General features: G+C 74.3%; 18 protein-coding genes. 7 read left to right on the forward strand and 11 right to left on the reverse strand.

All coding sequences use genetic code 11. From position 1 onward, the window contains the following. Positions 1–97 precede the first annotated feature (97 nt). Complete coding sequence (locus tag OOK31_RS29245) at positions 98–631, forward strand: sigma-70 family RNA polymerase sigma factor (RefSeq protein ID WP_267090455.1); 534 nt, start codon at positions 98–100, stop codon at positions 629–631. On the opposite strand, the gene OOK31_RS39455 is transcribed toward OOK31_RS29245, so the two are convergent. The 7 genes from OOK31_RS39455 to OOK31_RS29285 all read right to left on the reverse strand — a co-directional run bounded on the left by OOK31_RS39455 (position 610) and on the right by OOK31_RS29285 (position 10,181). Beyond that, positions 610–3,495, reverse strand: coding sequence for a LuxR C-terminal-related transcriptional regulator (locus OOK31_RS39455; RefSeq protein WP_323188266.1), 2,886 nt, complete (start codon positions 3,493–3,495; stop codon positions 610–612). The genes OOK31_RS29245 and OOK31_RS39455 overlap by 22 nt on opposite strands. Continuing rightward, positions 3,468–4,742 (reverse strand): histidine kinase, encoded by a 1,275-nt coding sequence (locus OOK31_RS29260; RefSeq protein ID WP_267090364.1) that lies wholly within the window; start codon positions 4,740–4,742, stop codon positions 3,468–3,470. Before OOK31_RS29260 ends, OOK31_RS39455 begins: the two co-directional genes overlap by 28 nt. Next, entirely contained in the window at positions 4,739–6,484 is a 1,746-nt protein-coding gene (locus tag OOK31_RS29265; RefSeq protein WP_267090365.1) for a cation acetate symporter, read from the reverse strand. The genes OOK31_RS29260 and OOK31_RS29265 overlap by 4 nt, the downstream gene beginning before the upstream one ends. A gap of 166 nt (positions 6,485–6,650) precedes the next feature. Then, complete coding sequence (locus OOK31_RS29270) at positions 6,651–6,926, reverse strand: hypothetical protein (RefSeq protein ID WP_267090366.1); 276 nt, start codon at positions 6,924–6,926, stop codon at positions 6,651–6,653. Positions 6,927–7,153: 227 nt separating this feature from the next. Beyond that, on the reverse strand, positions 7,154–7,978 hold the full coding sequence (locus OOK31_RS29275; RefSeq protein WP_267090367.1) for a LytTR family DNA-binding domain-containing protein: 825 nt from the start codon (positions 7,976–7,978) through the stop codon (positions 7,154–7,156). Positions 7,979–8,082: 104 nt separating this feature from the next. Next, positions 8,083–9,051, reverse strand: coding sequence for an SCO0930 family lipoprotein (locus OOK31_RS29280; RefSeq protein WP_267090457.1), 969 nt, complete (start codon positions 9,049–9,051; stop codon positions 8,083–8,085). 116 nt (positions 9,052–9,167) lie between these two features. Beyond that, entirely contained in the window at positions 9,168–10,181 is a 1,014-nt protein-coding gene (locus tag OOK31_RS29285; RefSeq protein ID WP_267090368.1) for a GDSL-type esterase/lipase family protein, read from the reverse strand. Positions 10,182–10,600: 419 nt separating this feature from the next. Here OOK31_RS29285 and OOK31_RS29290 point away from each other — a divergent pair, with 419 nt between their 5' ends. Then, positions 10,601–11,995 carry an amino acid transporter gene (locus OOK31_RS29290; protein ID WP_267090458.1) on the forward strand — a complete coding sequence of 465 codons (1,395 nt, stop codon included), beginning with the start codon at positions 10,601–10,603 and terminating at the stop codon, positions 11,993–11,995. A gap of 10 nt (positions 11,996–12,005) precedes the next feature. Then, on the forward strand, positions 12,006–12,461 hold the full coding sequence (locus OOK31_RS29295) for an Lrp/AsnC family transcriptional regulator (RefSeq protein WP_007262967.1): 456 nt from the start codon (positions 12,006–12,008) through the stop codon (positions 12,459–12,461). A 194-nt stretch (positions 12,462–12,655) separates the two neighbouring features. On the opposite strand, the gene OOK31_RS29300 is transcribed toward OOK31_RS29295, so the two are convergent. Further along, positions 12,656–13,372 (reverse strand): GNAT family N-acetyltransferase, encoded by a 717-nt coding sequence (locus tag OOK31_RS29300; RefSeq protein WP_267090369.1) that lies wholly within the window; start codon positions 13,370–13,372, stop codon positions 12,656–12,658. 163 nt (positions 13,373–13,535) lie between these two features. Between OOK31_RS29300 and OOK31_RS29305 the strand changes: the two genes are divergently transcribed. The 4 genes from OOK31_RS29305 (at position 13,536) to OOK31_RS29320 (ending at position 17,331) form a co-directional block, all read left to right on the forward strand. Continuing rightward, on the forward strand, positions 13,536–13,661 hold the full coding sequence (locus OOK31_RS29305; protein WP_267090370.1) for a hypothetical protein: 126 nt from the start codon (positions 13,536–13,538) through the stop codon (positions 13,659–13,661). Positions 13,662–13,959: 298 nt separating this feature from the next. Further along, positions 13,960–14,589, forward strand: a complete 630-nt coding sequence (locus OOK31_RS29310) for a glutathione S-transferase family protein (protein ID WP_267090371.1) — start codon at positions 13,960–13,962, stop codon at positions 14,587–14,589. A 179-nt stretch (positions 14,590–14,768) separates the two neighbouring features. Then, entirely contained in the window at positions 14,769–15,569 is an 801-nt protein-coding gene (locus tag OOK31_RS29315) for a carbon-nitrogen hydrolase family protein (protein WP_267090372.1), read from the forward strand. Positions 15,570–15,633: 64 nt separating this feature from the next. Then, positions 15,634–17,331: an NAD(P)/FAD-dependent oxidoreductase gene (locus OOK31_RS29320; RefSeq protein WP_267090373.1), complete on the forward strand. Its 1,698-nt coding sequence runs from the start codon at positions 15,634–15,636 to the stop codon at positions 17,329–17,331. Positions 17,332–17,441: 110 nt separating this feature from the next. On the opposite strand, the gene OOK31_RS29325 is transcribed toward OOK31_RS29320, so the two are convergent. From OOK31_RS29325 to OOK31_RS29335, 3 genes are all read right to left on the reverse strand, one after another. After that, a complete protein-coding gene (locus tag OOK31_RS29325) occupies positions 17,442–18,122 on the reverse strand; it encodes a DUF5995 family protein (RefSeq protein WP_267090374.1) in 681 nt (226 codons plus the stop codon). Between the two features lie 76 nt (positions 18,123–18,198). Next, complete coding sequence (locus OOK31_RS29330; RefSeq protein ID WP_267090459.1) at positions 18,199–19,587, reverse strand: uracil-xanthine permease family protein; 1,389 nt, start codon at positions 19,585–19,587, stop codon at positions 18,199–18,201. Positions 19,588–19,844: 257 nt separating this feature from the next. Beyond that, complete coding sequence (locus tag OOK31_RS29335) at positions 19,845–21,047, reverse strand: MFS transporter (protein WP_267090375.1); 1,203 nt, start codon at positions 21,045–21,047, stop codon at positions 19,845–19,847. Positions 21,048–21,084: the final 37 nt, after the last annotated feature.

Raw genomic sequence — 21,084 nt, forward strand, 5'->3', positions numbered from 1 at the left:
CGCAGAGGGAGGGGGATACGCCAGGCGGCGGATAACTCGGCGCTCCGGGTCGGTCACGCTCAGGTCATCCGACCCGGAAGGGGTGACCCCGGTGACCATCGCCCTCGCCCGCCGCACCGCCGACGAGCAGGCCCTCGCGCGGCTCCACCGTGAGCACGGCAAGGCCCTCCTCGGTTTCCTCCTCGCACTGACCTACGGGGACCGGCACCGCGCCGAGGACCTCGTACAGGAGACCCTCTTCCGGGCCTGGAAGCATCCGGAGGCCCTGGAGAACACCGACCACGTCTCCTTACGCCCCTGGCTGTACACCGTCGCCCGGCGCCTGGCCATCGACGCCCGCCGGGCCCGCCTGTCGCGGCCCGCCGAGGTCGGGCCCGACGCCCTGGACCAGTCCCCGGCCGCCGACGACCGCACCGAGCAGTCCGTCGCCGCCCTCGACCTGCACCGGGCGCTGGGCTCCCTGACCCGCGAGCACCGGGCCGTGCTGGTCCAGCTCTACTTCCGCGGGGCCTCCGTCCGCGAGGCCGCCGACGTGCTGGGCGTGCCCGCCGGGACCGTGAAGTCGCGGGCCCACTACGCCCTGCGGAGCCTGCGCGAACTGCTCCCCGGCTACGGCCGGACCCCGGCCTGAGCCGCCTGCGCGGCCACCCCCGCCCGGGTCCGGACCTGGAGCTTGGCCAGGATGTGCGAGACGTGCGTCTGCACCGTCCGCGGGGACAGGAACAGCGCCCGCGCGATCTGCGGGTTCGACCGCCCCTGCGCCACCAGCTCCGCCACCTTCAGCTCCGCCGGCGTCAGCGCCTCCCAGCCGCTGGACGCGCGCCGCCGCGCCGACCGGCTGCCCCTGCGCACCCCCAGACTCCGCAGCCGGGCATCGGCCCGCGCCACGTCCCACCGGGCGCCCAGCTCCTCGTACGCGGCCACCGCACGCGTCAGGGACTCCCGGGCCCCCGCCAGGTCGCCGTGCCAGGCCCGCGCCACCGCGAGGTCCTCCAGGGTGTGCCCCAGCACCAGCGGCCACCCGCCGCGCCCCGCCCGCGCCACCGCCCGGGCCAGCAGCTCCGGATCCTGCGCGAACAGCCCCCGGCAGCGCAGCAGGGCCAGCCCCGGACCCGGGTACTCGGCCAGCTCCGCCGCCGCCCGGGCGCACGCCGCCACCGCCGCCCGCGCCGTCGCCGTGTCCCCGCACTCCAGCGCCAGGCGCACCAGCTCCGACAGCACCCAGGGCCGGTCGTGCACGGTGGCCTCCTCAGGGCCCGCCGCCAGCGCCGGCAGCAGCGCGTCGCGGGCCAGCTCCGGGCGGCCGTCCCGCTCCGCCAACAGGGCCCGGGCCAACAGCACATGGGCCGCGTAGCGGCGGGCCGCCGCCGAGGCGAAGGCACCCTCCGGCAGGGCCGCGAGCTCCTCCCCGGCCCGCTCCCGTTCGTCCCGGTGGCCGAGGACCAGCGCCCGCAGGCCCCGTACGACCACCGGCAGCCAGCCGTCCGACACCGGCAGGCCGTCCGCCCGCGCCACCCCTGCCAGGGCCCCGTCCCAGTCCCCGAGCCGGTAGCGGAACTCCGCCAGCCGGGTCTCCGTCACCACCAGCCGCCCCGTCGAACGGGTCCGCGCCGCCAGCTCCCGCGCCTCCGCCAGCGCCGCCGCGACCACCTCCGGCTCGTCGAAGCTCATGTGCCCCTCCGCCTGGTTGGCGAGCAGCAGCAGCCGCATGTCGTCCGCCTCCGCCGACCGCCGGGCGTACCCGATCCCCTCCGCGATGTGCCGCAGCGACTCCCGGCCCCGCCGCAGGTGGAACAGCGCGAAGGCCATCGCGTGCTGCGCCTCCGCCCCGCACAGCGGATCGTCCAGCGCGGCCGCCTGCGCCACCACCGGCCCGGCCAGCTCCCACGCCTGGCGCGGGCGCCCCAGATCGGCCAGCGCGAGCACCCGGCAGGCCTCCAGGCGCAGCCGGTAGGAGACGGAGGGGAAGGACTCCTCCAGGGCCCGTTCCGTCACCGCCAGGCACCGTTCCATGTCGCCCTGGATCATCAGCGCCGACACCAGTTTGAAGGCCAGCGCCGCCCGCCGGTCCGGATCACGGGCCCGCGCGCGCAGGGCGTCCAGCAGGTCCACCGACTCCGGGCGGCGCAGCAGCAGCGCCGCGTCCGCGAGGTTCTCCTCCAGCGCGTCCCGCGCCCGCGGGTCCTCGCGCGGGCCGCGCTCCAGCGCCCGTTCCAGCAGCTCCGCCGCCGCGTCCGGAGCCACCGGCAGCAGCTCCTTGGCCGACTCCGCCAGCCAGCCCACCGCCCACGCGTCCGGCACCCCGCCCGCCAGCAGCTGTTCGGCGGTCCGCGCCGGATCCAGGCCCGCCGCCGCGAAGGCCCGCGCCGCGTCCTGGTGCAGGGCCGCCCGCACGGAGGCGGGCGTGTCCAGGTACAGGGCCTGGCGGAGCGCCGGATGCCGGAAGCGCAGCTGCTCCCCGGTGTCCTCCAGGAGCCCCGCCAGCAGCGGCTCCTCCAGCTCCCCGAGCAGCTCCCGCACCGGCCGTGCCTGTACGAGGGCCAGCTCGCGCGCCGTGAACCGCGGGCCCAGCAGCGCCGCGTGCCGCAGGCAGGCACAGGCCGCCCGGGAGAGGTAGTCCAGCCCCCGGGTCACGGAGGCGGGCGGCGGGGGCAGGTCCCCCCGGCCGGCTCTCGGTTCGGCGACCCCGGCGGAGATCCGCACCGCCCCCGCCCACTGCCCGGCCAGGTCCCGCAGCAGCCGCGGGTTGCCCCCGGCCCGCTCGGCCGCCTCCCGCAGCCGGGGCCCCGGCTCCGCCCCGAGCAGCTCCCGCAGCTGCTCGGCCGCCTCCGCCGGGGACAGCGGTCCGAGCCGCAGCACCCGCGTACCGGGCTCCGCGCACAGCCGCTCCACCTCCGGCCGCCGGGGCAGTGGCCGGCGGGCCGCCGCCAGCAGCAGCGGCAGCCGGCCCGCGCGGGCGGCCCGGCCCAGGCGGCGCCACACCAGCAGGCTCTGCGGGTCCGCCCATTGCAGGTCGTCCAGCACGAGCAGCAGCGGCCCGCGCGCACACCGTCCCTCGACCGTCGCCACCAGCAGGTCCATCGCCGCCAGCAGCGCCCCGCCGGGCCGTTCGGCCGCCTCGGCCTCCCGCAGCAGGGCGATCACCGCGGCCCGCTCGCCGGAGCCGTTCCCCGGGTGCACGCAGTCCAGTACCGCCCGCATCGGCAGCCCCGTCGCGAGGGCCTCCGCGGCCCCGTACCGGGCGGTGACACCCAGCGCGGCCGCCTCGGCCAGCGCCTCCCGCACGAAACGGGTCCGGCCCGCGCCGGGTTCGCCCTCCACGACCAGGACGCCGCCGGAGCGCACGCTCCCGCGCACCCATTCCCGTAACTCTTCCCGCTGGAGCTCGCGCCGGACTTCCCGCCGGACCTCCCGCTGGACTTCTCGATGAGCTTCCCGCCCGACCCGCACGTCGGCCGCCCCTCCGGTCAAGCCGCGCCATCGGAAGGATGCCACGGACCGGCCGCCTCGACCCGGGTTCTGCCGCTTCCGGGAACCGAAGTATGCACGCCCGCACGGTATTTGGGCAGCCGTACCGTGATCTTCATGCCCGCGCCGACACCCGTTTCGATGACGAGCCCGTGGGCGTCCCCGTACACCTGCCGCAGCCGCTCGTCGACATTGGGCAGCCCGATCCCGGACGAGGAACCGGACCGTTCCCCGGCGAGGATCCGCCGCAGCAGCGCCGGATCCATCCCCACCCCGTTGTCCTCGATGGTCAGCACCGCCTCCGAACCGGCGTCCCGGGCCGCGATCGTGATCCGGCACTCCTGCGTGGAGTCCTCCAGCCCGTGCTTCACGGCGTTCTCCACCAGCGGCTGCAGGCACAGGAACGGCAGCGTCACCGGCAGCACCTCCGGAGCCACCTGCAAGGTCACCTTCAGCCGGTCCCCGAACCGGGCCCCGGCCAGGGCGAGGTACTGCTCGATCGACCGCAGCTCCTCGGCCAGTGTGGTGAAGTCCCCGTGCCGCCGGAAGGAGTAGCGCGTGAAGTCCGCGAACTCCAGCAGCAGGTCCCGCGCCCGCTCCGGGTCCGTCCGTACGAACGAGGCGATCGCCGCGAGGGAGTTGAAGATGAAGTGCGGGGAGATCTGCGCCCGCAGCGCCTTGATCTCCGCCTCCATCAGCCGGGTCCGCGCCCGGTCCAGCTCCGACAGCTCCAGCTGTACGGACACCCAGCGCGCAACCTCCGTCGCCGCCCGCACCAGCACCGCCGACTCCCGCGAACCGTAGGCCACCAGCGCCCCCAGCACCCCGTCCTCACCGGTCAGCGGCGCGAACACCGCCCACTTCAGCGGGCAGTCGGGCCGCTGGCAGTCCGTGCGCACGCTCTGGCTGCGCCCCGACTCCAGCATCAGCGCCACCCGGGCCATCGCCCGCCGCTGGTGGTGGTCGGCGCCCGGACCGTCCCAGGCCAGCACCGCCTCCCGGTCCGTCAGGCACAGCGCCTCCGTCCCGAGCAGCGACCGCAGCCGCCGGGCGGCCTTGCGGGCGGCGTCCTCGGTGAGCCCGGCGCGCAGCGGGGGAGCGGCCAGCGAGGCGGTGTGCAGCGTGTGGAAGGTGGCCCGCTCCACCGGCGTGCCCAGAGCCGGGCCGGCCGTACGCCTGCCCCGGCCGGCGTACCGGCGGCCCGCTGCCCAGCCCAGACCCAGCAGCACCGCGGCCGCCGCGACGGCCGCCACCGCGAGCACCGCCGCGCTCACCGGGCACCCCCCGCCGCACGGTCCCCCGCCACGTCCTCGGGCAGGTGCAGCCGGGCCAGCGCGGCCGCCGTACCGGCCGGGATCCGGGACCGGGTGGCCAGCGACACCAGCACCATCGTCAGGAACCCGAGCGGCACCGACCACACCGCCGGCCACGCCAGCAGGGCGTGCGCCCAGCCCGCCGGAGCGAGCCCGCAGCGGGTCACCACCACCGCCCCCAGGGCGGCGCCGCCGCCGGTGAGGAGCCCGGCCACCGCACCCGGCGGGGTCAGCCCCGACCACCAGATCCCGAGCACCAGCAGCGGGCAGAAGGACGACGCCGACACCGCGAACGCCAGCCCCACCGCGTCCGCCACCGGCACGTGCGTGGCCGTCGCCGCACCCGCCAGCGGCACCGCGAGCGCCACCACCACCGCCAGCCGGAAACTGCCCAGCCCGCGCCGGGGCAGCACGTCCTGGTGCAGCACCCCGGCCACCGCCATGGTCAGCCCCGAGGCCGTCGAGAGGAACGCCGCGAAGGCGCCCCCGGCCAGCAGGGCCCCCAGCAGCTCGCCGAGCAGCCCGCCCAGCATCCGTTCCGGCAGCACCAGCACCGCCGCGTCCGCGTCCCCGGTGAGGGCCAGCTCGGGGGCGTAGATCCGGCCGAGGGCCCCGTACACCTGCGGCAGCAGGTAGAAGACCCCGAGCAGGCCCAGCACGACCAGGGTGGTGCGGCGGGCGGCCCGGCCGTCGGGGCTGGTGTAGAAGCGCACCGCGACGTGGGGCAGGCCCATGGTGCCGAGGAAGGTGGCCAGGATCAGCCCGTACGTGGCGTACAGCCGGTGCTCGCGGCCGTCCCCGGACAGCGGCTTCGACCAGCCGGGCACGTCCCGGTCGGCGCCGGCCCCGGCGCGGGCGTCCGGTACCGGCACCACGCTGCCGGAGGTGAACTCCAGCCGGGTGCGGGCCCGTACGGAGTGCTGCCCGGCGGTCAGCTCCAGCGGGGCGGCGGCGTAGGACCGCCCGTCGACCTGGCCCGTCACCGTCACCGTGAGCGGCGCGTCCAGGGACAGCCGCAGGTCCTCGCCGACCGTGACGGCGGTGTGCTCGCGGAAGACGGCCGGGGCGTCGAAGGAGGCGCGCGGGGCGCCGTCGCCCGCCCAGGCGGCGATCAGGAAGAAGGCGGGCACCAGCAGGGCGGTGAGCTTCAGCCAGTACTGGAAGGCCTGCACGAAGGTGATGCTGCGCATCCCGCCCGCCGCGACCGCCGCCGTGACCACGAAGGCGACGACCACCCCGCCGACCCAGCGCGGCGCCCCCGTCAGCACCTCCAGGGTCAGCCCCGCCCCCTGGAGCTGCGGCAGCAGGTACAGCCAGCCGACCCCGAGGACGAAGGCGACCGCGATCCGCCGCACCGCCTGCGACTGGAGCCGGCCCTCCGCGAAGTCGGGCAGCGTGTACGCGCCCGAGCGCCGCAGCGGGGCCGCGACCAGCGCCAGCAGCACCAGGTACCCGGCCGTGTACCCGACGGGGTACCAGAGCATCTCCGGCCCCTGGAGCAGCACCAGGCCGGCGACCCCGAGGAAGGAGGCGGCGGAGAGGTACTCCCCGCTGATGGCGGCGGCGTTCAGGCGGGGGCCGACGGTGCGGGAGGCGACGTAGAAGTCGGAGGTGGTCCGGGATATCCGCAGCCCGAGCGCACCGACCAGCACCGTGACCAGGACGACGACGGTGACCGCGGTCAGCGCGTACGTCTGGTTCACCGGGGGTCCTTCGGCCGGGGGAGGGGATCCCCGGAGTGTACGCAGCGCCCGGAACCCCACAACAGACCCGTTCCGGCCCCTGCCCGTGCCCCGGCCGGGCGGAGGAGGGGCACCCCGGCGGCGGCCCCGCCCCTCAGGCCCCGCCGCTCAGGCGCCGCCCTCGGGGTCAGCGGGCCGGGTCGCGGTGTTCCGCGCAGTCGCGCAGGGCGATCTCCAGTTCCACGTACGACTCCTCCGCGCGGCGGAACGCCAGGCGCAGGGCCGCCTCCGCGCGCGGCGGGAGCTGTTGGCGGGTGCCCTCCTGGGCCTCGTACAGGACGTCGGCCCAGCGGGCGGCCGCACTGCGCAGCCGGGCCAGCAGCACCTCGGCCTCGGCGGGGCCGGAGGCCCGGGTCCGGGGCAGTCCGGTCAGCGCGTCCAGCAGCGCCTGGATCTCGGACATCTCGCTCCTCCCGGGCCGGAAGATCCACGATACGCGCGGCCCGGTCCGGCGGCGGTCCGACGGCCGGGCGGATCGCCGTACGCCCGTCCCGGCGCGACGAACGGCGTCCCGGTACGCCGGACGGTCGCGGGGCGGGGTCGTACGGCCGCCAAGACGGGTCGAACGGGCACAGCGGTCTGCCGGTCCGTCAGCCGTACGCGACCGCCCGCCGGGAGCCCCGGGCGGGGTCAGCCCGTGGCCTGGCGCATCAGGAGGTCGCGGAGTTCGCGTGCGTGGCGGCGGCTCACCTGGAGTTCCGCGGCTCCGACGCGGACGCTCGTCGTGCCCGCGTCCATGCGGAGTTCGTCGATGCGGCCCAGCGCGACCAGGTGGCGCCGGTGGATCCGGACGAACCCGCGCGCCGCCCAGCGTTCCTCGAGCGTGGACAGCGGGATCCGCACCAGGTGGCTGCCCTCGTCGGTGTGCAGCCGGGCGTAGTCGCCCTGCGCCTCGACGTACGCGATGTCCGCGATGGCCACGAACCGCGTGACCCCGCCCAGTTCGACGGCGATCTGCTCCGGGGTGCGGTCCGCGACGACCACCTCGGGCGCGGCCCGGCGCTGCGCCGGGACGGTCGGCTCCGCCGCCGGCGGGGCCGGGGCCTCCGGCGCCTGGGAGGGCTGCCCCAGCAGCGCCCGGGCCCGCCGTACGGCCTCGGCCAGCCGCTCCGGCCGCACCGGCTTGAGCACGTAGTCCACGGCCTTGAGGTCGAAGGCCTGTACGGCGAAGCCCTCGTGGGCGGTGACGAACACGATCAGCGGCGGCCTGGCGAACCCGGACAGCAGCCGGGCGATGTCCAGTCCGGTCAGCCCGGCCATCTGGATGTCGAGGAACACGACGTCGATGCCGTCGGGCCCGTCCGGTCCGCTCTCCAGTGCCCGCGTGATGCGGCGCAGCGCCTCGGTGGCGTCCGAGGCGCCCTCCGCGCTGCGCACCCGGGGGTCGGAGCGCAGCAGGTAGAGGAGTTCCTCCAGGAGCGGTTTCTCGTCGTCGACGGCCAGTACGCGCAGCATGGGGCCGAGTGTAGGGAACGCCTCCCCGCCGGGAAACGGTGCGCGGCCCCCGCCCGGGGGGAGGAGGGCGGGGGCCGCGCGGACCACAGGGGGGAGGGGGCGGGCTACTGGACGGTGATGAGCTTGCCGTCGGGGGCCACGGCGTACCAGGTGCCGCCGACGCCCTGCCCGTTGGTGTCGCCGGCCTTCTTGTCGCCGGTGAAGGTGTAGACGGGCCAGCAGTTGACCGTCTGCTGCTTCTTGCCGTCGGGGCGGTCCAGCACCAGGTAGTTCTTCTCGATGATGCCCTTGGCGTTGGCCTTGTCCACCGGCGGGACCACCGGCCACTTGGCCACGCAGTCGCCCTCGCACTTGGAGACCATCGGCCAGGCGGTGTCCGGCTTGAAGCGGTAGACGGTCATGCCGTTGCCGTCGACGATGTGGTCGCCGAGCTTGGGGTCCTTGGCCACGGTCAGCGCGCCGGCGGTCTGGCCGGCGCCGGCGGGCGCGGGGGCGGGCGCGGCGGGCTTGGCGGCCTTCTTGCCGTCGGGGGCGAAGGAGAACCAGGTGCCGCCGACGCCCTGCCCGTTCAGGTCACCGGCCTTGGTGTCCTTGGAGAAGCGGTACGCGGGCCAGCCGGCCACCGTCAGCTGCTTGCTGCCGTCCTTGCGGACCACCTCGCCCAGCAGGGCGGGGTCCATGCCGGAGGCGGCGGAGACGTCGCCCGCCGCGACGACGGGCCAGGTCTTCGCGCAGTCGCCGTCGCAGTTGGAGGCCGGCGGCTTGGCGGTGTCCTTGTCGAAGCGGTACAGGGTGAAGCCGGCGCTGTCGGTGAGGACGGAGCCGAGCGCGTCGGTGGCGGAGATCGCCAGCTGGCCGGCCGGCTTGGCGGCGGCGGCCCCGCCCGCCCCGCCCGCGGCCGGGTCGGCCGACGGCTTCTCGCTGCCGTAGGGGTCGGCGCCGGCGTCCTGGGCCGCGGTGGCCCCGGCGGGCTTGACCGCGTCGGCCGCCTTGTCGTCACCGCCGCAGGCCGTCGCCGTGAGGACGACGGCGATTGCGACGGCGGCCAGGGAAGTTCCGCGCTTGATGCCCATGTTGATCTCTCCCACGTGTGGTGTCTGAGGTTCCGTCGCCGGATCCTCGGCAACTTGCGCAGAACACGGGACGGGGGGAGCGATCTGTTCAGTGCGGGCGGTATGACGTGTTTCACTCACTCGCCGTCGAACCCGGACCGCCGCGCGGCCGTGGCCACAGCGAGGCCCAGGGTGCGGTGTCCGGCGTCGTTGGGGTGCAGGCCGTCGGCGAGGTGTTCGGGTCCCAGCAGGTCACGGCCCGGCAGCAGGGCGAGGCGGCCGTCCCCGGCGGCGATCCGGTCGCGGGTGGCCCGCTCCATGGCGTCGCGCAGGGCGCCCAGGGTGGCGCCGAGCCGGTTCGGGGTGCGTTCGGCGTCGGGGCGCAGCACGGGGGAGAGGAGCAGCAGGGGGGTGCGCGGGTGGCCCTGGCGGACCAGGTCGAGGAACGTGCGGGTGGTCTCGTAGAGGAGGGGCGCCGAGAAGGGGACGCGGGACCAGCAGTTCGTGCCGAACGCGAGGGTCAGGCGGTCGGCGGGGAGAGTGGCCAGCTGTTCGGCGGTGGCGAGCTCGCCGCGCGCGGCGCCCGCGTAGCCGAGGTTGACCGTGTCCCAGCCGAGCGCCCGGCCGGCGACGGCGGGCCAGCCGTGGGCGGGCCGGGTGGACCACCAGCCCTCGGTGATGGAGTCGCCGTGGACGACCCAGCGGGGGCCGGCGGGCGCGGGGGCGAGGTCTCCGCCGATCCCGCGCAGGCCCAGGATCAGCGGGGACTGGTTCTCGGGCGGGTGCAGGGTGAACGGTCCGCGCTGCCGGGGCAGCTCGAGGCGTACGACGGACTCCGCGGCGGGCTCGGTGAAGACCTCGGTGAGCGGGCCGTGCCGGTTCCACAGGGAGAAGCCGTGCGCGAGGTCGCGCAGGGTGTCGGTGGGGCCGGGCACGGTGGCCCGGTAGCGGACCTCGACCGCGTGCGCCGAGTCGGTGGAGAACTCCAGGCGCACCCCTATGGGCAGGGTGGCCCGCTCGCCGGTGTCCCAGGGCAGCCGCATGGTGTCGGCCGGGTCGGCGCGCACGGGGCGGCCCTCGTGCATCCAGGCGACCCCGCGCAGGAACGGTTCGGGGTCCAGCCACAGCTCGTGCGGGCCGGGTCCTCTCACTCTTCGCCTCCGATCGTGGGGTACGGCACCACGGGACGCTGCGACAGATCTGACGAGCTGTCAAGGAAAGGGGGTCGGGGGGCCCTGGAGGGGGCTACGCAGTGATCGATCATCTGCGCGCAACAAACGACCATCCCGGGCAGATCCGCGCAATGATTGTTCGCCAATGTGCAAGGATGGTGCATTACGGGCGGTATCACTCAGCTCGTAGGCTCACTCGCTGTACGTGGAGTGGCGCGGACCGCCTGCTCGGCGGTCCCCCCATGCCCAGACAGGGCCCAGCCCTGCCTGTCAACTGCTCCGGATCGCTGCGGTCGACGCCTGACAGTCCCCATCCGCAGTGTCAAAGGAGTCCCTTCGTGCTCGATCACGGCCAGGCGCCACCGCTCACGTCCGAGTCCGGCAAGCCCGTCAACCCGCTGTGGCGGCGCAAGCCGGTCGAGCGGCTGGTCGCCGAGGGCGGCCAGGGCGAGGGCGGCTCCCTGCGCCGCTCGCTCACCATGTGGCAGCTGACGATGATCAGCATCGGCGCCACCCTGGGCACCGGCATCTTCGTCGTCCTCGGCACCGCCGCCCCCAAGGCCGGCCCCGCCGTGACGATCTCCTTCGTCATCGCGGGCCTGACCGCGCTCTTCTCGGCCCTCTCCTACGCGGAGCTGGCCGGCTCGGTCCCGGTCTCCGGCTCCTCGTACTCGTACTCCTACGCCACCATGGGCGAGCTCGTCGCCTGGGTCTGCGGCTGGTGCCTGGTCCTGGAGTACGGCGTGTCCGTCGCGGCGGTCGCCGTCGGCTGGGGCGAGTACCTCAACGAGCTCCTCGACGGCACCATAGGCATCACCATCCCCGAGGGCGTCTCCGCTCCCCTCGGCGAGGGCGGCTTCATCAACCTGCCGGCGCTGGTCGTCGTCCTGCTCGCCATGGTCTTCCTGATGCGCGGCGCCAAGGAGAGCGCCCGCATCAACTCGATCATGGTCGGCGTCAAGATCGTCACCCTGGTGCTCTTCATCGGCATCGGCTTCATGGGCATCAAGGCCGGCAACTACGCCCCGCTCGCCCCGCTGGGCGTCACCGGCATCAGCGCCGCCGCCTCCACCCTCTTCTTCTCCTACATCGGCTTCGACGCCGCCTCCACCGCCGGTGAGGAAGCCAAGAACCCGAAGAAGGACCTGCCCCGCGCGATCATGCTCTCGCTGGGCATCGTCACCGTCCTGTACGTCCTCGTCGCCTTCGTCGCCGTCGGCGCCATGCCGTGGCAGGACTTCGAGGGCACCGAGGCCGCGCTCGCCCAGATCATGACCGACGTCTCCGGCCACACCTTCTGGGGTGTCGTCCTCGCCGCCGGCGCCGTCGTCGCCATCGCGTCCGTCGTCTTCGCCGTCCTCTACGGCCAGACCCGCATCCTCTTCGCCATGTCCCGCGACGGCCTGGTCCCCAAGGTCTTCGCCAAGGTCAACCCGAAGACCGGCGCCCCCCGCGCCAACGTGGTGATCGTCTCCCTCTTCTGCGGCACCCTGGCGGCCTTCATCCCGCTGGGCAAGCTCGCCGACGCCACCAGCATCGGCACCCTCTTCGCCTTCGGCCTGGTCAACGTCGCCGTCGTCATCCTGCGCCGGACGCGCCCGGACATGCCGCGCACCTTCAAGGTGGCGCTCTTCCCCGTCACCCCGATCCTGGGCGTCCTGGCCTGCGGCTACATGATGTTCAGCCTCGATACCGCCACGTGGATCGTCTTCGGTGGCTGGATGGCCGCGGGCCTCGTGTTCTACTTCCTGTACGGCATCCGCCGCTCCGAACTGGCCACAGCAGAGAAGTGATCCACCCGCAGTGCGACTGAACGATCTCGACGAACGCATCGTGCACGCCCTCGCCGAGGACGCCCGCCGCTCCTACGCGGACATCGGCTCCGAGGTCGGGCTCTCCGCCCCCGCCGTCAAGCGGCGCGTCGACCGGTTGCGTGCGGAGGGAGCCATCACCGGCTTCACGGTCCGCGTGGACCCCGCCGCGATGGGGTGGGAGACCGAGGGCTTCATCGAGATCTACTGCCGCCACAACACCTCGCCGGACGACATCCGGCGAGGGCTGGAGCGGTACCCCGAGGTGGTGTCCGCGTCGACCGTCACCGGCGACGCGGACGCCCTCGTCCAGGTCTTCGCCTCCGACATGAGGCACTTCGAGCGGGTCCTCGAACGGATCGCGGGCGAGCCCTTCGTGGAGCGCACCAAGTCCGTGCTGGTCCTCTCCCCGCTGCTGCGCCGCTTCACCTCGGGCGCACCGGCCTAGACCGTCTCCTCCGGGGTCGAGGGCGTGAGCTGAGTACGGGAGCGCGGCGGAGGGCCGGACGGCCGCTGATCTGCAACGTGTTCACCGCTACAGCCGCCCTGTCCGCCGCCTGCGCTCCCGTGACCACGACGCTACGGGAGACTCCGGCGGCACTCAATGAACCCCGTGTTAAGGCGCGTTACCGTCCGGTAACTTCATGCCCCGTCCGGCGCGCGCACCCCGATGAAGACCGGCTCGCGGCGCAGGACGAAGCCCATCGACTCGTACAGCCGCACGGCGCCCGTGTTCGAGGCCGCCGCGTGCAGGAACGGTACGTCGCCCCGCTCGCGGATCCCCGCGGCCACCGCCCGCACCAGGCGCCCCGCCAGCCCCTCGCCCCGGTGGTCGGGATGGGTGCACACCGCGCTGATCTCCGTCCAGCCGGGCGGCCGCATCCGCTCCCCGGCCATCGCGACGAGCCGCCCCTCGTGACGGATCCCGAGGTACGTGCCCAGCTCCACGGTCCGGGGCAGGAACGGCCCCGGCTCGGTCAGCTCCACCAGCTCCAGCATCTCCGGTACGTCCGCCGCCCCGAGCCGCACCGCCTCGGGCGCCGCCTCACCCCGTACCGCCCGCCCCTCCAGCTGCACACCGGGAATGCTCAGCACCGTCTCCCAGCCGGGCGGCGGCGTCGGCAGACCGGTCAGCCACACCTCTCCGCCCGGCCCGGCCAGCGCCGCGAGGTCCGCCCAGGAACGCGGGTCGTCCGGGTCGGCGAGAGCAGCGAAAGGATTCGCCTCCGGCAGGTAGCGGGCCGCGCGCCCGCCCGCCCCGCCGGGACCCGGTCCGGCGAACAGTGCGAAGGCCCGGTGCGGGCCGGTCAGGGCCGCCCACACCGGATTGTCGAGCGGGGCGGCGTTCTCGGATGACATGGGGTGGAGGAATCCTTCCGTCGGACGGCCTGCGCCGGGCTCGACCGCCTTCTTGACGGCCCCCGCCCGCGCCACGAGACTGCGGGGGACGACGGAGTTCCGGCCGTCGGCGCCCGTCATGGGCAGGTTATGCCCGAGGGCCCCTGAGGAGCAGGTCGATTTCATGGGATCGATGGACACGGCACGGACACCCGGCGCGCGGGCACGGACCCGTCGTCGCTGGTGGCTGACGCGCCGCCTGCACATCGACCTGCTGCGGGTGTGCAGCGCCGTGGCCCTGTCCCGCTGAGCGGACCGCCGCCCTTCCGTCCCCGTCCCCGCCGTCGTACCCGCCGCCCGTCCCGTCCCGTCGGGCGGTGCGCCGCCGTGCGCGGCCGGGGTCGGGGGTGCCGCTGCGCGGAGCCGCTCCCCGCCCCGCCCTTTCGCCGTATCCCGGGGCTCCGCCCCGGACCCCGCGCCTCAAACTCCCCCAGCTACCGCTGGGAGGTGCCCCCTGGCGGGGCTGGATCGGCGGGGCACCGTCGTGTGCGCAGACCCCGTCCTCGCCCGCCCGCCCCCGCCAGGGGAGGGTCGTCCCCAGGAGAGTCATGATCCAGATGGTCCTGCCCCGCACCGCCCCCGTCCCCGCCCCCCGCGGCCGGATCGGGGCCGGGTTCTCGCCCGTGCCCCACCGCTACCACCTCTACCTCTCCACCGGATGTCCGCGCTCGCTGCGCGTGCGCACCGCCCTCGCCCTGCTGGGGCCGGCCGTGCCGGTCGCCGCCACCCTGCTCGGCCCGCCCGCCACCCACGCCGCCCTGCGCCGGGCCTACGAGGCCGCGGGCCACCCCTACGACCCCGCACAGGGCGGGCCCGCCCTGTGCGACACCTGGAGCGGCCGCGTCGTCAGCGACCACACCCCCGACATCCTCGAGGACCTGGCCGTCCGCCTCGCCGGCCGCCCCGAGCTGTGCCCGCCCGTCCCCGCCCGCCGGGCCGAGGCCGCCCGGGCCCTGCTCGACGGGGCCGCGCCGTGGGCCGAGCGGGCCGCCGCCCTGGCCCTGCTGGAGCGGTGGCTCGCCGTGCACCCGTACGCTCTCGGGGACCGGCCGACGCTGGCCGACGTGGACCTGTGGGTGGCGCTGGCGGACCCCGCCGTGCTGTCCGGCGCGGGTCCGCGGGTCAGGGCGTACGTCCGCCGGCTGCGCGCCCATCCGGCCTTCGGGACGGCCGCCTGAACCGGGCCCCGGGGGGCCCTTCCCGGGGTGCGCGGAGGGCGTGCGCAACGAATCGCCGCACCGGCCGCCGAACGCGCAACGAATCGATGCGCCCAGCGCAACGGTGACGGCTTGTCGCGGTCGAACGCGCGAACGTACCGTTTTACGACCCCCACCCCACCAGTCACAGAGGTACGCCCATGCCCCCGCTGCGCACCGCACTCCTCCAGAGCTCCGGACGGCTCGGCGACACCGCCGGGAACCTGAAGCAGCTCGACGAGGAAGCCGCGCGCGCCGCACAGGGCGGGGCCGGGCTCCTCGTGACCTCGGAGATGTTCCTGACCGGCTACGCGCTGGACCTCCAGGACGTCCCCGGCCTCGCCGAGGAGGCCGACGGCCCGTCCGCCGTCGCCATCGGCGAGATCGCCCGCCGCCACGGGATCGCCGTCCTGTACGGCTACCCGGAGCGGTCGGGCGGGGCGGTCTACAACGCCGCGCAGCTCATCGGACCCGACGGGACCGCGCTCGCGAACTACCGCAAGACCCACCTCTTCGGCTGCTTCGAACAGGACGCCTTCACCCCCGGCGACACCCCCGTCGTCCAGGCGGACCTGAACGGCCTCCGCGTCGGCATCATGATCTGCTACGACGTGGAGTTCCCCGAGAACGTACGGGCCCACGCGCTGGCCGGGACCGACCTCCTCCTGGTCCCGACCGCGCAGATGCACCCGTTCCAGTTCGTCGCCGAACAGCTGGTCCCCGTGAGGGCCTTCGAGAACCAGATGTACATCGCGTACGTCAACCGGACCGGCCCCGAGGGCGAGTTCGAGTTCGTCGGCCTCAGCTGCCTCGCCAGCCCCGACGGAGTCACCCGCACCCGGGCCGGCCGCGGCGAGGAGCTGGTGTTCGGCGTGGCCGACCCCGAGCTGCTCGCGGCCTCGCGCGAGAACAACCCGTACCTGCGCGACCGCCGCCCGGGGCTCTACGCCTCCCTCGTCTGAGGACGCGGACACCCCCTTCCCCCGCCCTGCCCCGCCTGCTCAGCCCGCAAGGAGACGTACCCCCATGACGTCCACGGTGCCCACCACCGCCGTCCCGCACAGCGACGGTCAGCCCCCGATCACCATGTTCGGGCCGGACTTCCCGTACGCCTACGACGACTTCCTCGCCCACCCGGCGGGCCTGGGCCAGATACCGGCGACCGAGCACGGCACCGAGGTCGCCGTCATCGGCGGCGGGCTGTCCGGCATCATCTCGGCCTACGAGCTGATGAAGATGGGCCTCAAGCCCGTCGTCTACGAGGCCGACCAGATCGGCGGCCGCCTGCGCACCGTCGGTTTCGAGGGCGCCGGCACCGAGGGCCTGACCGCGGAGATGGGCGCCATGCGCTTCCCGCCGTCCTCCACCGCCCTCCAGCACTACATCGACCTGGTGGGCCTGGTCACGGAGCCCTTCCCGAACCCGCTCGCCGAGGCCACCCCCTCGACGGTCGTCGACCTCAAGGGCGAGACCCACTACGCCGAGACCATCGCCGACCTCCCGCAGGTCTACCGCGACGTCGCCGCCGCGTGGAACGCCTGCCTGGACGAGGGCGCCGACTTCTCCGACATGAACACCGCGATGCGCGAGCGGGACGTCCCGCGCATCCGCGAGATCTGGGCGAAGCTCGTCGAGAAGCTCGACGACGAGACCTTCTACGGCTTCCTCTGCAAGTCCGAGGCCTTCCAGTCCTTCCGCAAGCGCGAGATCTTCGGCCAGGTCGGCTTCGGCACCGGCGGCTGGGACACCGACTTCCCGAACTCCATCCTGGAGATCCTGCGCGTCGTCTACACCGAGGCCGACGACCACCACCGCGGCATCGTCGGCGGCTCGCAGCAGCTGCCGCTGCGCCTGTGGGAGCGCGAGCCCGAGAAGATCGTGCACTGGGCCCAGGGCACCTCCCTGTCCACCCTGCACGACGGCGCCCCGCGCCCGGCCGTGACCCGTCTGCACCGCACCGCGGGCAACCGGATCACCGTCACCGACGCCTCCGGCGACATCCGCACCTACCGTGCGGCGATCTTCACCGCCCAGTCGTGGATGCTGCTCTCGAAGATCGCGTGCGACGACACGCTCTTCCCGATCGACCACTGGACGGCGATCGAGCGCACCCACTACATGGAGTCCAGCAAGCTGTTCATCCCCGTCGACCGGCCGTTCTGGCTGGACAAGGACGAGGAGACCGGCCGCGACGTCATGTCGATGACGCTCACCGACCGCATGACCCGCGGCACCTACCTGCTGGACAACGGCCCGGACAAGCCCGCCGTCATCTGCCTCTCGTACACCTGGTGCGACGACAGCCTGAAGTGGCTGCCGCTGTCCGCGAACGAGCGGATGGAGGTCATGCTGAAGTCCCTCGGCGAGATCTACCCCAAGGTCGACATCCGCCGCCACGTCATCGGCAACCCGGTGACCGTGTCCTGGGAGAACGAGCCCTACTTCATGGGCGCGTTCAAGGCCAACCTGCCGGGCCACTACCGCTACCAGCGGCGCCTGTTCACCCACTTCATGCAGGACCGCCTCCCCGAGGACAAGCGCGGCATCTTCCTCGCGGGCGACGACATCTCCTGGACGGCCGGCTGGGCCGAGGGCGCGGTCCAGACGGCGCTGAACGCCGTCTGGGGCGTCATGCACCACCTCGGCGGTTCCACCGACTCCACCAACCCGGGCCCGGGCGACGTCTACGACGAGATCGCCCCGGTCGAACTCCCCGAGGACTAGTCTCCTCGGACCCCACGGCCACGGGCCGCCCCCGCGCGAGCAGCGCGGCGGCGGCCCGTTCTCATGGGGCGTGCACCCGGAGCCGGTGCGCGGTGAAGCGGGGCTCGCGGTCAGGCCAGGTCGGCGTACGCCCGGCTCGTACGGGTCTTCGGGGCGGACGGGGTCAGCAGGCAGCGGCCCACCAGGCCGACCCCGGCGTCGAGGGACTCGCGGAACTCCTCGGCCAGTTCGGGGGAGCGGCGCAGCGTCCACAGCAGGCGGGCCGCCGCCCAGGCGCCCGCGCGGGCCCGCTCCAGGCTCCAGGAGCCCAGCAGGTGCGTCAGCGGGTCGGCGATCTCCAGCAGGTCGGGGCCCGGCATCAGGTCCTCCCGGATGCGTTCCTCCAGGCTGACCAGGGTGTCGCCGACCCGGTCGAAGTCGGCTTCCAGCGCGGCGGGCGCGCAGTCCAGGGCGTGGCAGGTGGACACCACCGCGAGGGCCAGGTCGTGGCCGATGTGGGCGTTGATCCCGGCCAGGGCGTGCTGGAGCGGCCGTACACCGGGGTGGCGGCGGTACTGGAGCAGCGGGCGCCAGCAGGCCGGGGACCGCTCCGCCTCGACGGCCGTCAGGTACCGCTGGGCGAAGCGCACGCTGAGGGTCTCGGCCCGCCGGGGCGCGGGGAAGCCCCCGTGTTCGATCCGGTGGTGCAGGGTCTCCGTCACCGTCAGGTAGACCCGGTTGAAGACGGCCACCCCGTCGTGCGCGGGCAGCCGCTCGTCGAGGGCGCGCATCCGCGCGAGCACCGCTTCCATGTCAGGCAGCGTCGCAGCCCGCGCCCCGGATGCGGGGAACTTGGCCGTGGGCTTCCCCGGTTCGGGTGAAGCCCCGTCAACCCCGCTTGTCCTCGCCGGTGTCGTAGGCCGAGGTGCCGGAGTCGAGCAGCGGTTCCTGCTGCTTCAGGTGGGGCGGGGCGAAGTAGCGCAGCGCGTGGTAGCCGGTGATCACGACGATGGTGCCCAGCGCGATGCCGCCCAGCTCGAAGCTGTCGGTGAACTGGATCTTGACCCCGCCGATGCCGATGATGATGCCCGCGGCGGCCGGTACCAGGTTCAGCGGGTTGCGCAGGTCCACCCGGCCGTTCAGCCAGATCTGGGCGCCGAGCAGGCCGATCATGCCGTAGAGGATGACGGTGATGCCGCCCAGTACCCCGCCGGGGATCGCGGCGACGACCGCGCCGAACTTCGGGCACAGGCCGAAGAGCAGGGCGAAGCCGGCGGCCGCCCAGTACGCGGCCGTGGAGTAGACCCGGGTGGCGGCCATGACGCCGATGTTCTCCGAGTACGTGGTGTTCGGCGGGCCGCCCACCGCCGTGGACAGCATCGACGCGGCGCCGTCGGCGGCGATGGCGGTGCCGAGCTTGTCGTCGAGGGGGTCGCCGGTCATCTCGCCGACGGCCTTGATGTGCCCGGCGTTCTCCGCGATCAGCGCGATCACCACGGGCAGCGCGATCAGGATCGCCGACCACTCGAAGGCGGGCGCGTGGAAGGACGGCAGCCCGACCCAGTCGGCCTTGCCGACGCCGGAGAGGTCGAGCCGCCAGTGGTCGACGGCCTCGGGGCCGCCCACCGTCGAGTGGATCTTCCCGAAGAGCAGGTCGAAGATCCAGGAGATCCCGTACCCGAACACCAGGCCCAGGAAGATCGCGATCCGTGACCAGAACCCGCGCAGGCACACCACGGCGAGCCCGGTGAACAGCATCGTCAGCAGCGCCGTCCACTGGTCCTGGGGCCAGTACGTGGACGCCGTCACCGGTGCCAGGTTGAAGCCGATCAGCATCACGACGGCGCCGGTCACCACCGGCGGCATCGCCGCGTGGATGATCCGCGCGCCGAACCGCTGGACGGCCAGGCCCGCCAGGAACAGCGCCGCGCCCACGACGAAGACGGCGCCCGTCACGACCGCGCTGTCCCCGCCGCCGGCCCGGATCGCCGCCGCCACGCCCACGAAGGAGAGCGAGCAGCCCAGGTAGGAGGGGACCCGGCCGCGGGTGGCGAGCAGGAAGATCACGGTCGCGATGCCCGACATCATGATCGCCAGGTTCGGGTCCAGGCCCATGAGCACCGGGGCCACGAAACTCGCGCCGAACATCGCGACGACGTGCTGGGCGCCGAGTCCGGCGGTCCGCGGCCACGAAAGCCGCTCCTCCGGCCGCACCACCGCGCCGGGAGCGGGGGTCCGCCCGTCTCCGTGCAGGGTCCAGCGCACGCCGAAGCCCATGTTCCACCACTTCCGTTCGAACAGCCCGTCACGCATCCTGGCCACGCACCGCGTTCCCGCCGTCGGGGCCAGCGGTCATATTACGGCCGGATAGAGGCAGGTTCGTCCTGGTTGGCGGGACCAGGTCGTCTCTTCCGGATCTTGCCTGGCCCGCGCCGCCCGGCACCGCACCTCGCCGCCTTGGCGGGGCACCCGAGTACGTCCAGTACACGGGCGCCCCGCCAAGGCGCCGATGCACGGCACCGGACGACGCGGGCTCAACCGGCAAGATCCGGAAGAGACGACCTGGCCCCGCCCGCCGCCCGCTTCGGCCGCAGTACGGCCGCCCCCGCGACCAGGGCGAAGGACAGCAGCGTGACCAGCCCGAACGACACCACCAGCGAGCTCGCGTCCGCCACCGCGCCGATCGCCGAGGGGGCGATCAGGCCCGAGGTGTAGGTGATCGTAGCCACTCCCGCGATGGCCTGCGCCGGGGCCGGACCGCTGCGCGCCGCCGCCGCGAAGGCCAGCGGCACCACCACCGCGATGCCCAGCCCGATCAGCCCGAAGCCCGCCATGGCCGCGGCCGGCTCCCGTACCGCGACCACCAGCAGCCCGCCCGCCGTCGCCAGGACCCCGCCCGCCCGGACGGTGCGCACCGCGCCGAACCGGTCCACGACCCGGTCCCCCGCCAGCCGCGCCACGGCCATCGTCAGCGCGAAGGCGGTGGTGCAGGCGGCCGCGAGGCCCGCGTCCGTGTGCAGTACGTCCCGCAGGTACACCGCCGACCAGTCCAGGCTCGCCCCTTCGGCGAAGACCGCGCAGAAGCCGACGGCGCCGATCAGCAGGGCCGACCTTGGCGGCAGTCCGAAGTGCGGGGGCGCCTGGGCCTCCTGGTTGCTCCTCAGGTCCAGCACCCCCTGGACGGCGGCCAGCCCGGCGGCGGTCAGGACGAGCGCGGCGACCAGGTGGTGCGGGCGGGCGCCGATCCCCGCGTGCGCGGCGAGCGCGCCGGCGGCCGAGCCCAGCAGGGCGCCCACGCTCCACATGCCGTGCAGCGAGGACATGATCGAGCGCCCGAGCCGGTTCTCGGTCTCCACCCCGAGCGCGTTCATCGCCACGTCCGACATGCCGGAGGTGGCCCCGTAGACGAAGAGCGCGCAGCACAGGGTCACGAGCCCGGGGGCCAGGCTGGGCAGCACCAGGGACAGGGTCCACAGCGCGAGCAGCCCGCGCAGGGCCGTACGGGCGCCGAAGCGGTGGTTGATCCGGCCGGCCAGCGGCATCGCGAGCGCCGCGCCGAGGGCGGGGAAGGCGAGGGCCAGGCCCAGGGTGCCCGCGCTGAGCTGGGCGTGGTCCTGGATCCAGGGGATGCGGGTGGCGAAGGAGCCGGTGACGGCGCCGTGGGCGCAGAAGACGGCGGCGATCGCGAAACGGGCGTGGCGCAGGCGCGCCGGGCTGAGGTCGGTTTCCCCGGTCATGACACGTAAACTATCAGGGACCCTTCCTGATGGTTAA

Source organism: Streptomyces sp. NBC_00249 (assembly GCF_026342355.1).
Lineage (GTDB): Bacteria > Actinomycetota > Actinomycetes > Streptomycetales > Streptomycetaceae > Streptomyces.

Excerpts from the sequence above, each read along its gene's own strand:
- OOK31_RS29270 (WP_267090366.1), bottom strand. The coding sequence starts at position 6,926 with ATGTCCGAGATCCAGGCGCTGCTGGACGCGCTGACCGGACTGCCCCGG.
- OOK31_RS29275 (WP_267090367.1), bottom strand. The coding sequence starts at position 7,978 with ATGCTGCGCGTACTGGCCGTCGACGACGAGAAACCGCTCCTGGAGGAA.
- OOK31_RS29280 (WP_267090457.1), bottom strand. The coding sequence starts at position 9,051 with ATGGGCATCAAGCGCGGAACTTCCCTGGCCGCCGTCGCAATCGCCGTC.
- OOK31_RS29300 (WP_267090369.1), bottom strand. The coding sequence starts at position 13,372 with ATGTCATCCGAGAACGCCGCCCCGCTCGACAATCCGGTGTGGGCGGCC.
- OOK31_RS29305 (WP_267090370.1), top strand. The coding sequence starts at position 13,536 with ATGGGATCGATGGACACGGCACGGACACCCGGCGCGCGGGCACGGACC.
- OOK31_RS29310 (WP_267090371.1), top strand. The coding sequence starts at position 13,960 with ATGATCCAGATGGTCCTGCCCCGCACCGCCCCCGTCCCCGCCCCCCGC.
- OOK31_RS29315 (WP_267090372.1), top strand. The coding sequence starts at position 14,769 with ATGCCCCCGCTGCGCACCGCACTCCTCCAGAGCTCCGGACGGCTCGGC.
- OOK31_RS29320 (WP_267090373.1), top strand. The coding sequence starts at position 15,634 with ATGACGTCCACGGTGCCCACCACCGCCGTCCCGCACAGCGACGGTCAG.
- OOK31_RS29325 (WP_267090374.1), bottom strand. The coding sequence starts at position 18,122 with ATGGAAGCGGTGCTCGCGCGGATGCGCGCCCTCGACGAGCGGCTGCCC.
- OOK31_RS29330 (WP_267090459.1), bottom strand. The coding sequence starts at position 19,587 with ATGGGCTTCGGCGTGCGCTGGACCCTGCACGGAGACGGGCGGACCCCC.
- OOK31_RS29335 (WP_267090375.1), bottom strand. The coding sequence starts at position 21,047 with ATGACCGGGGAAACCGACCTCAGCCCGGCGCGCCTGCGCCACGCCCGT.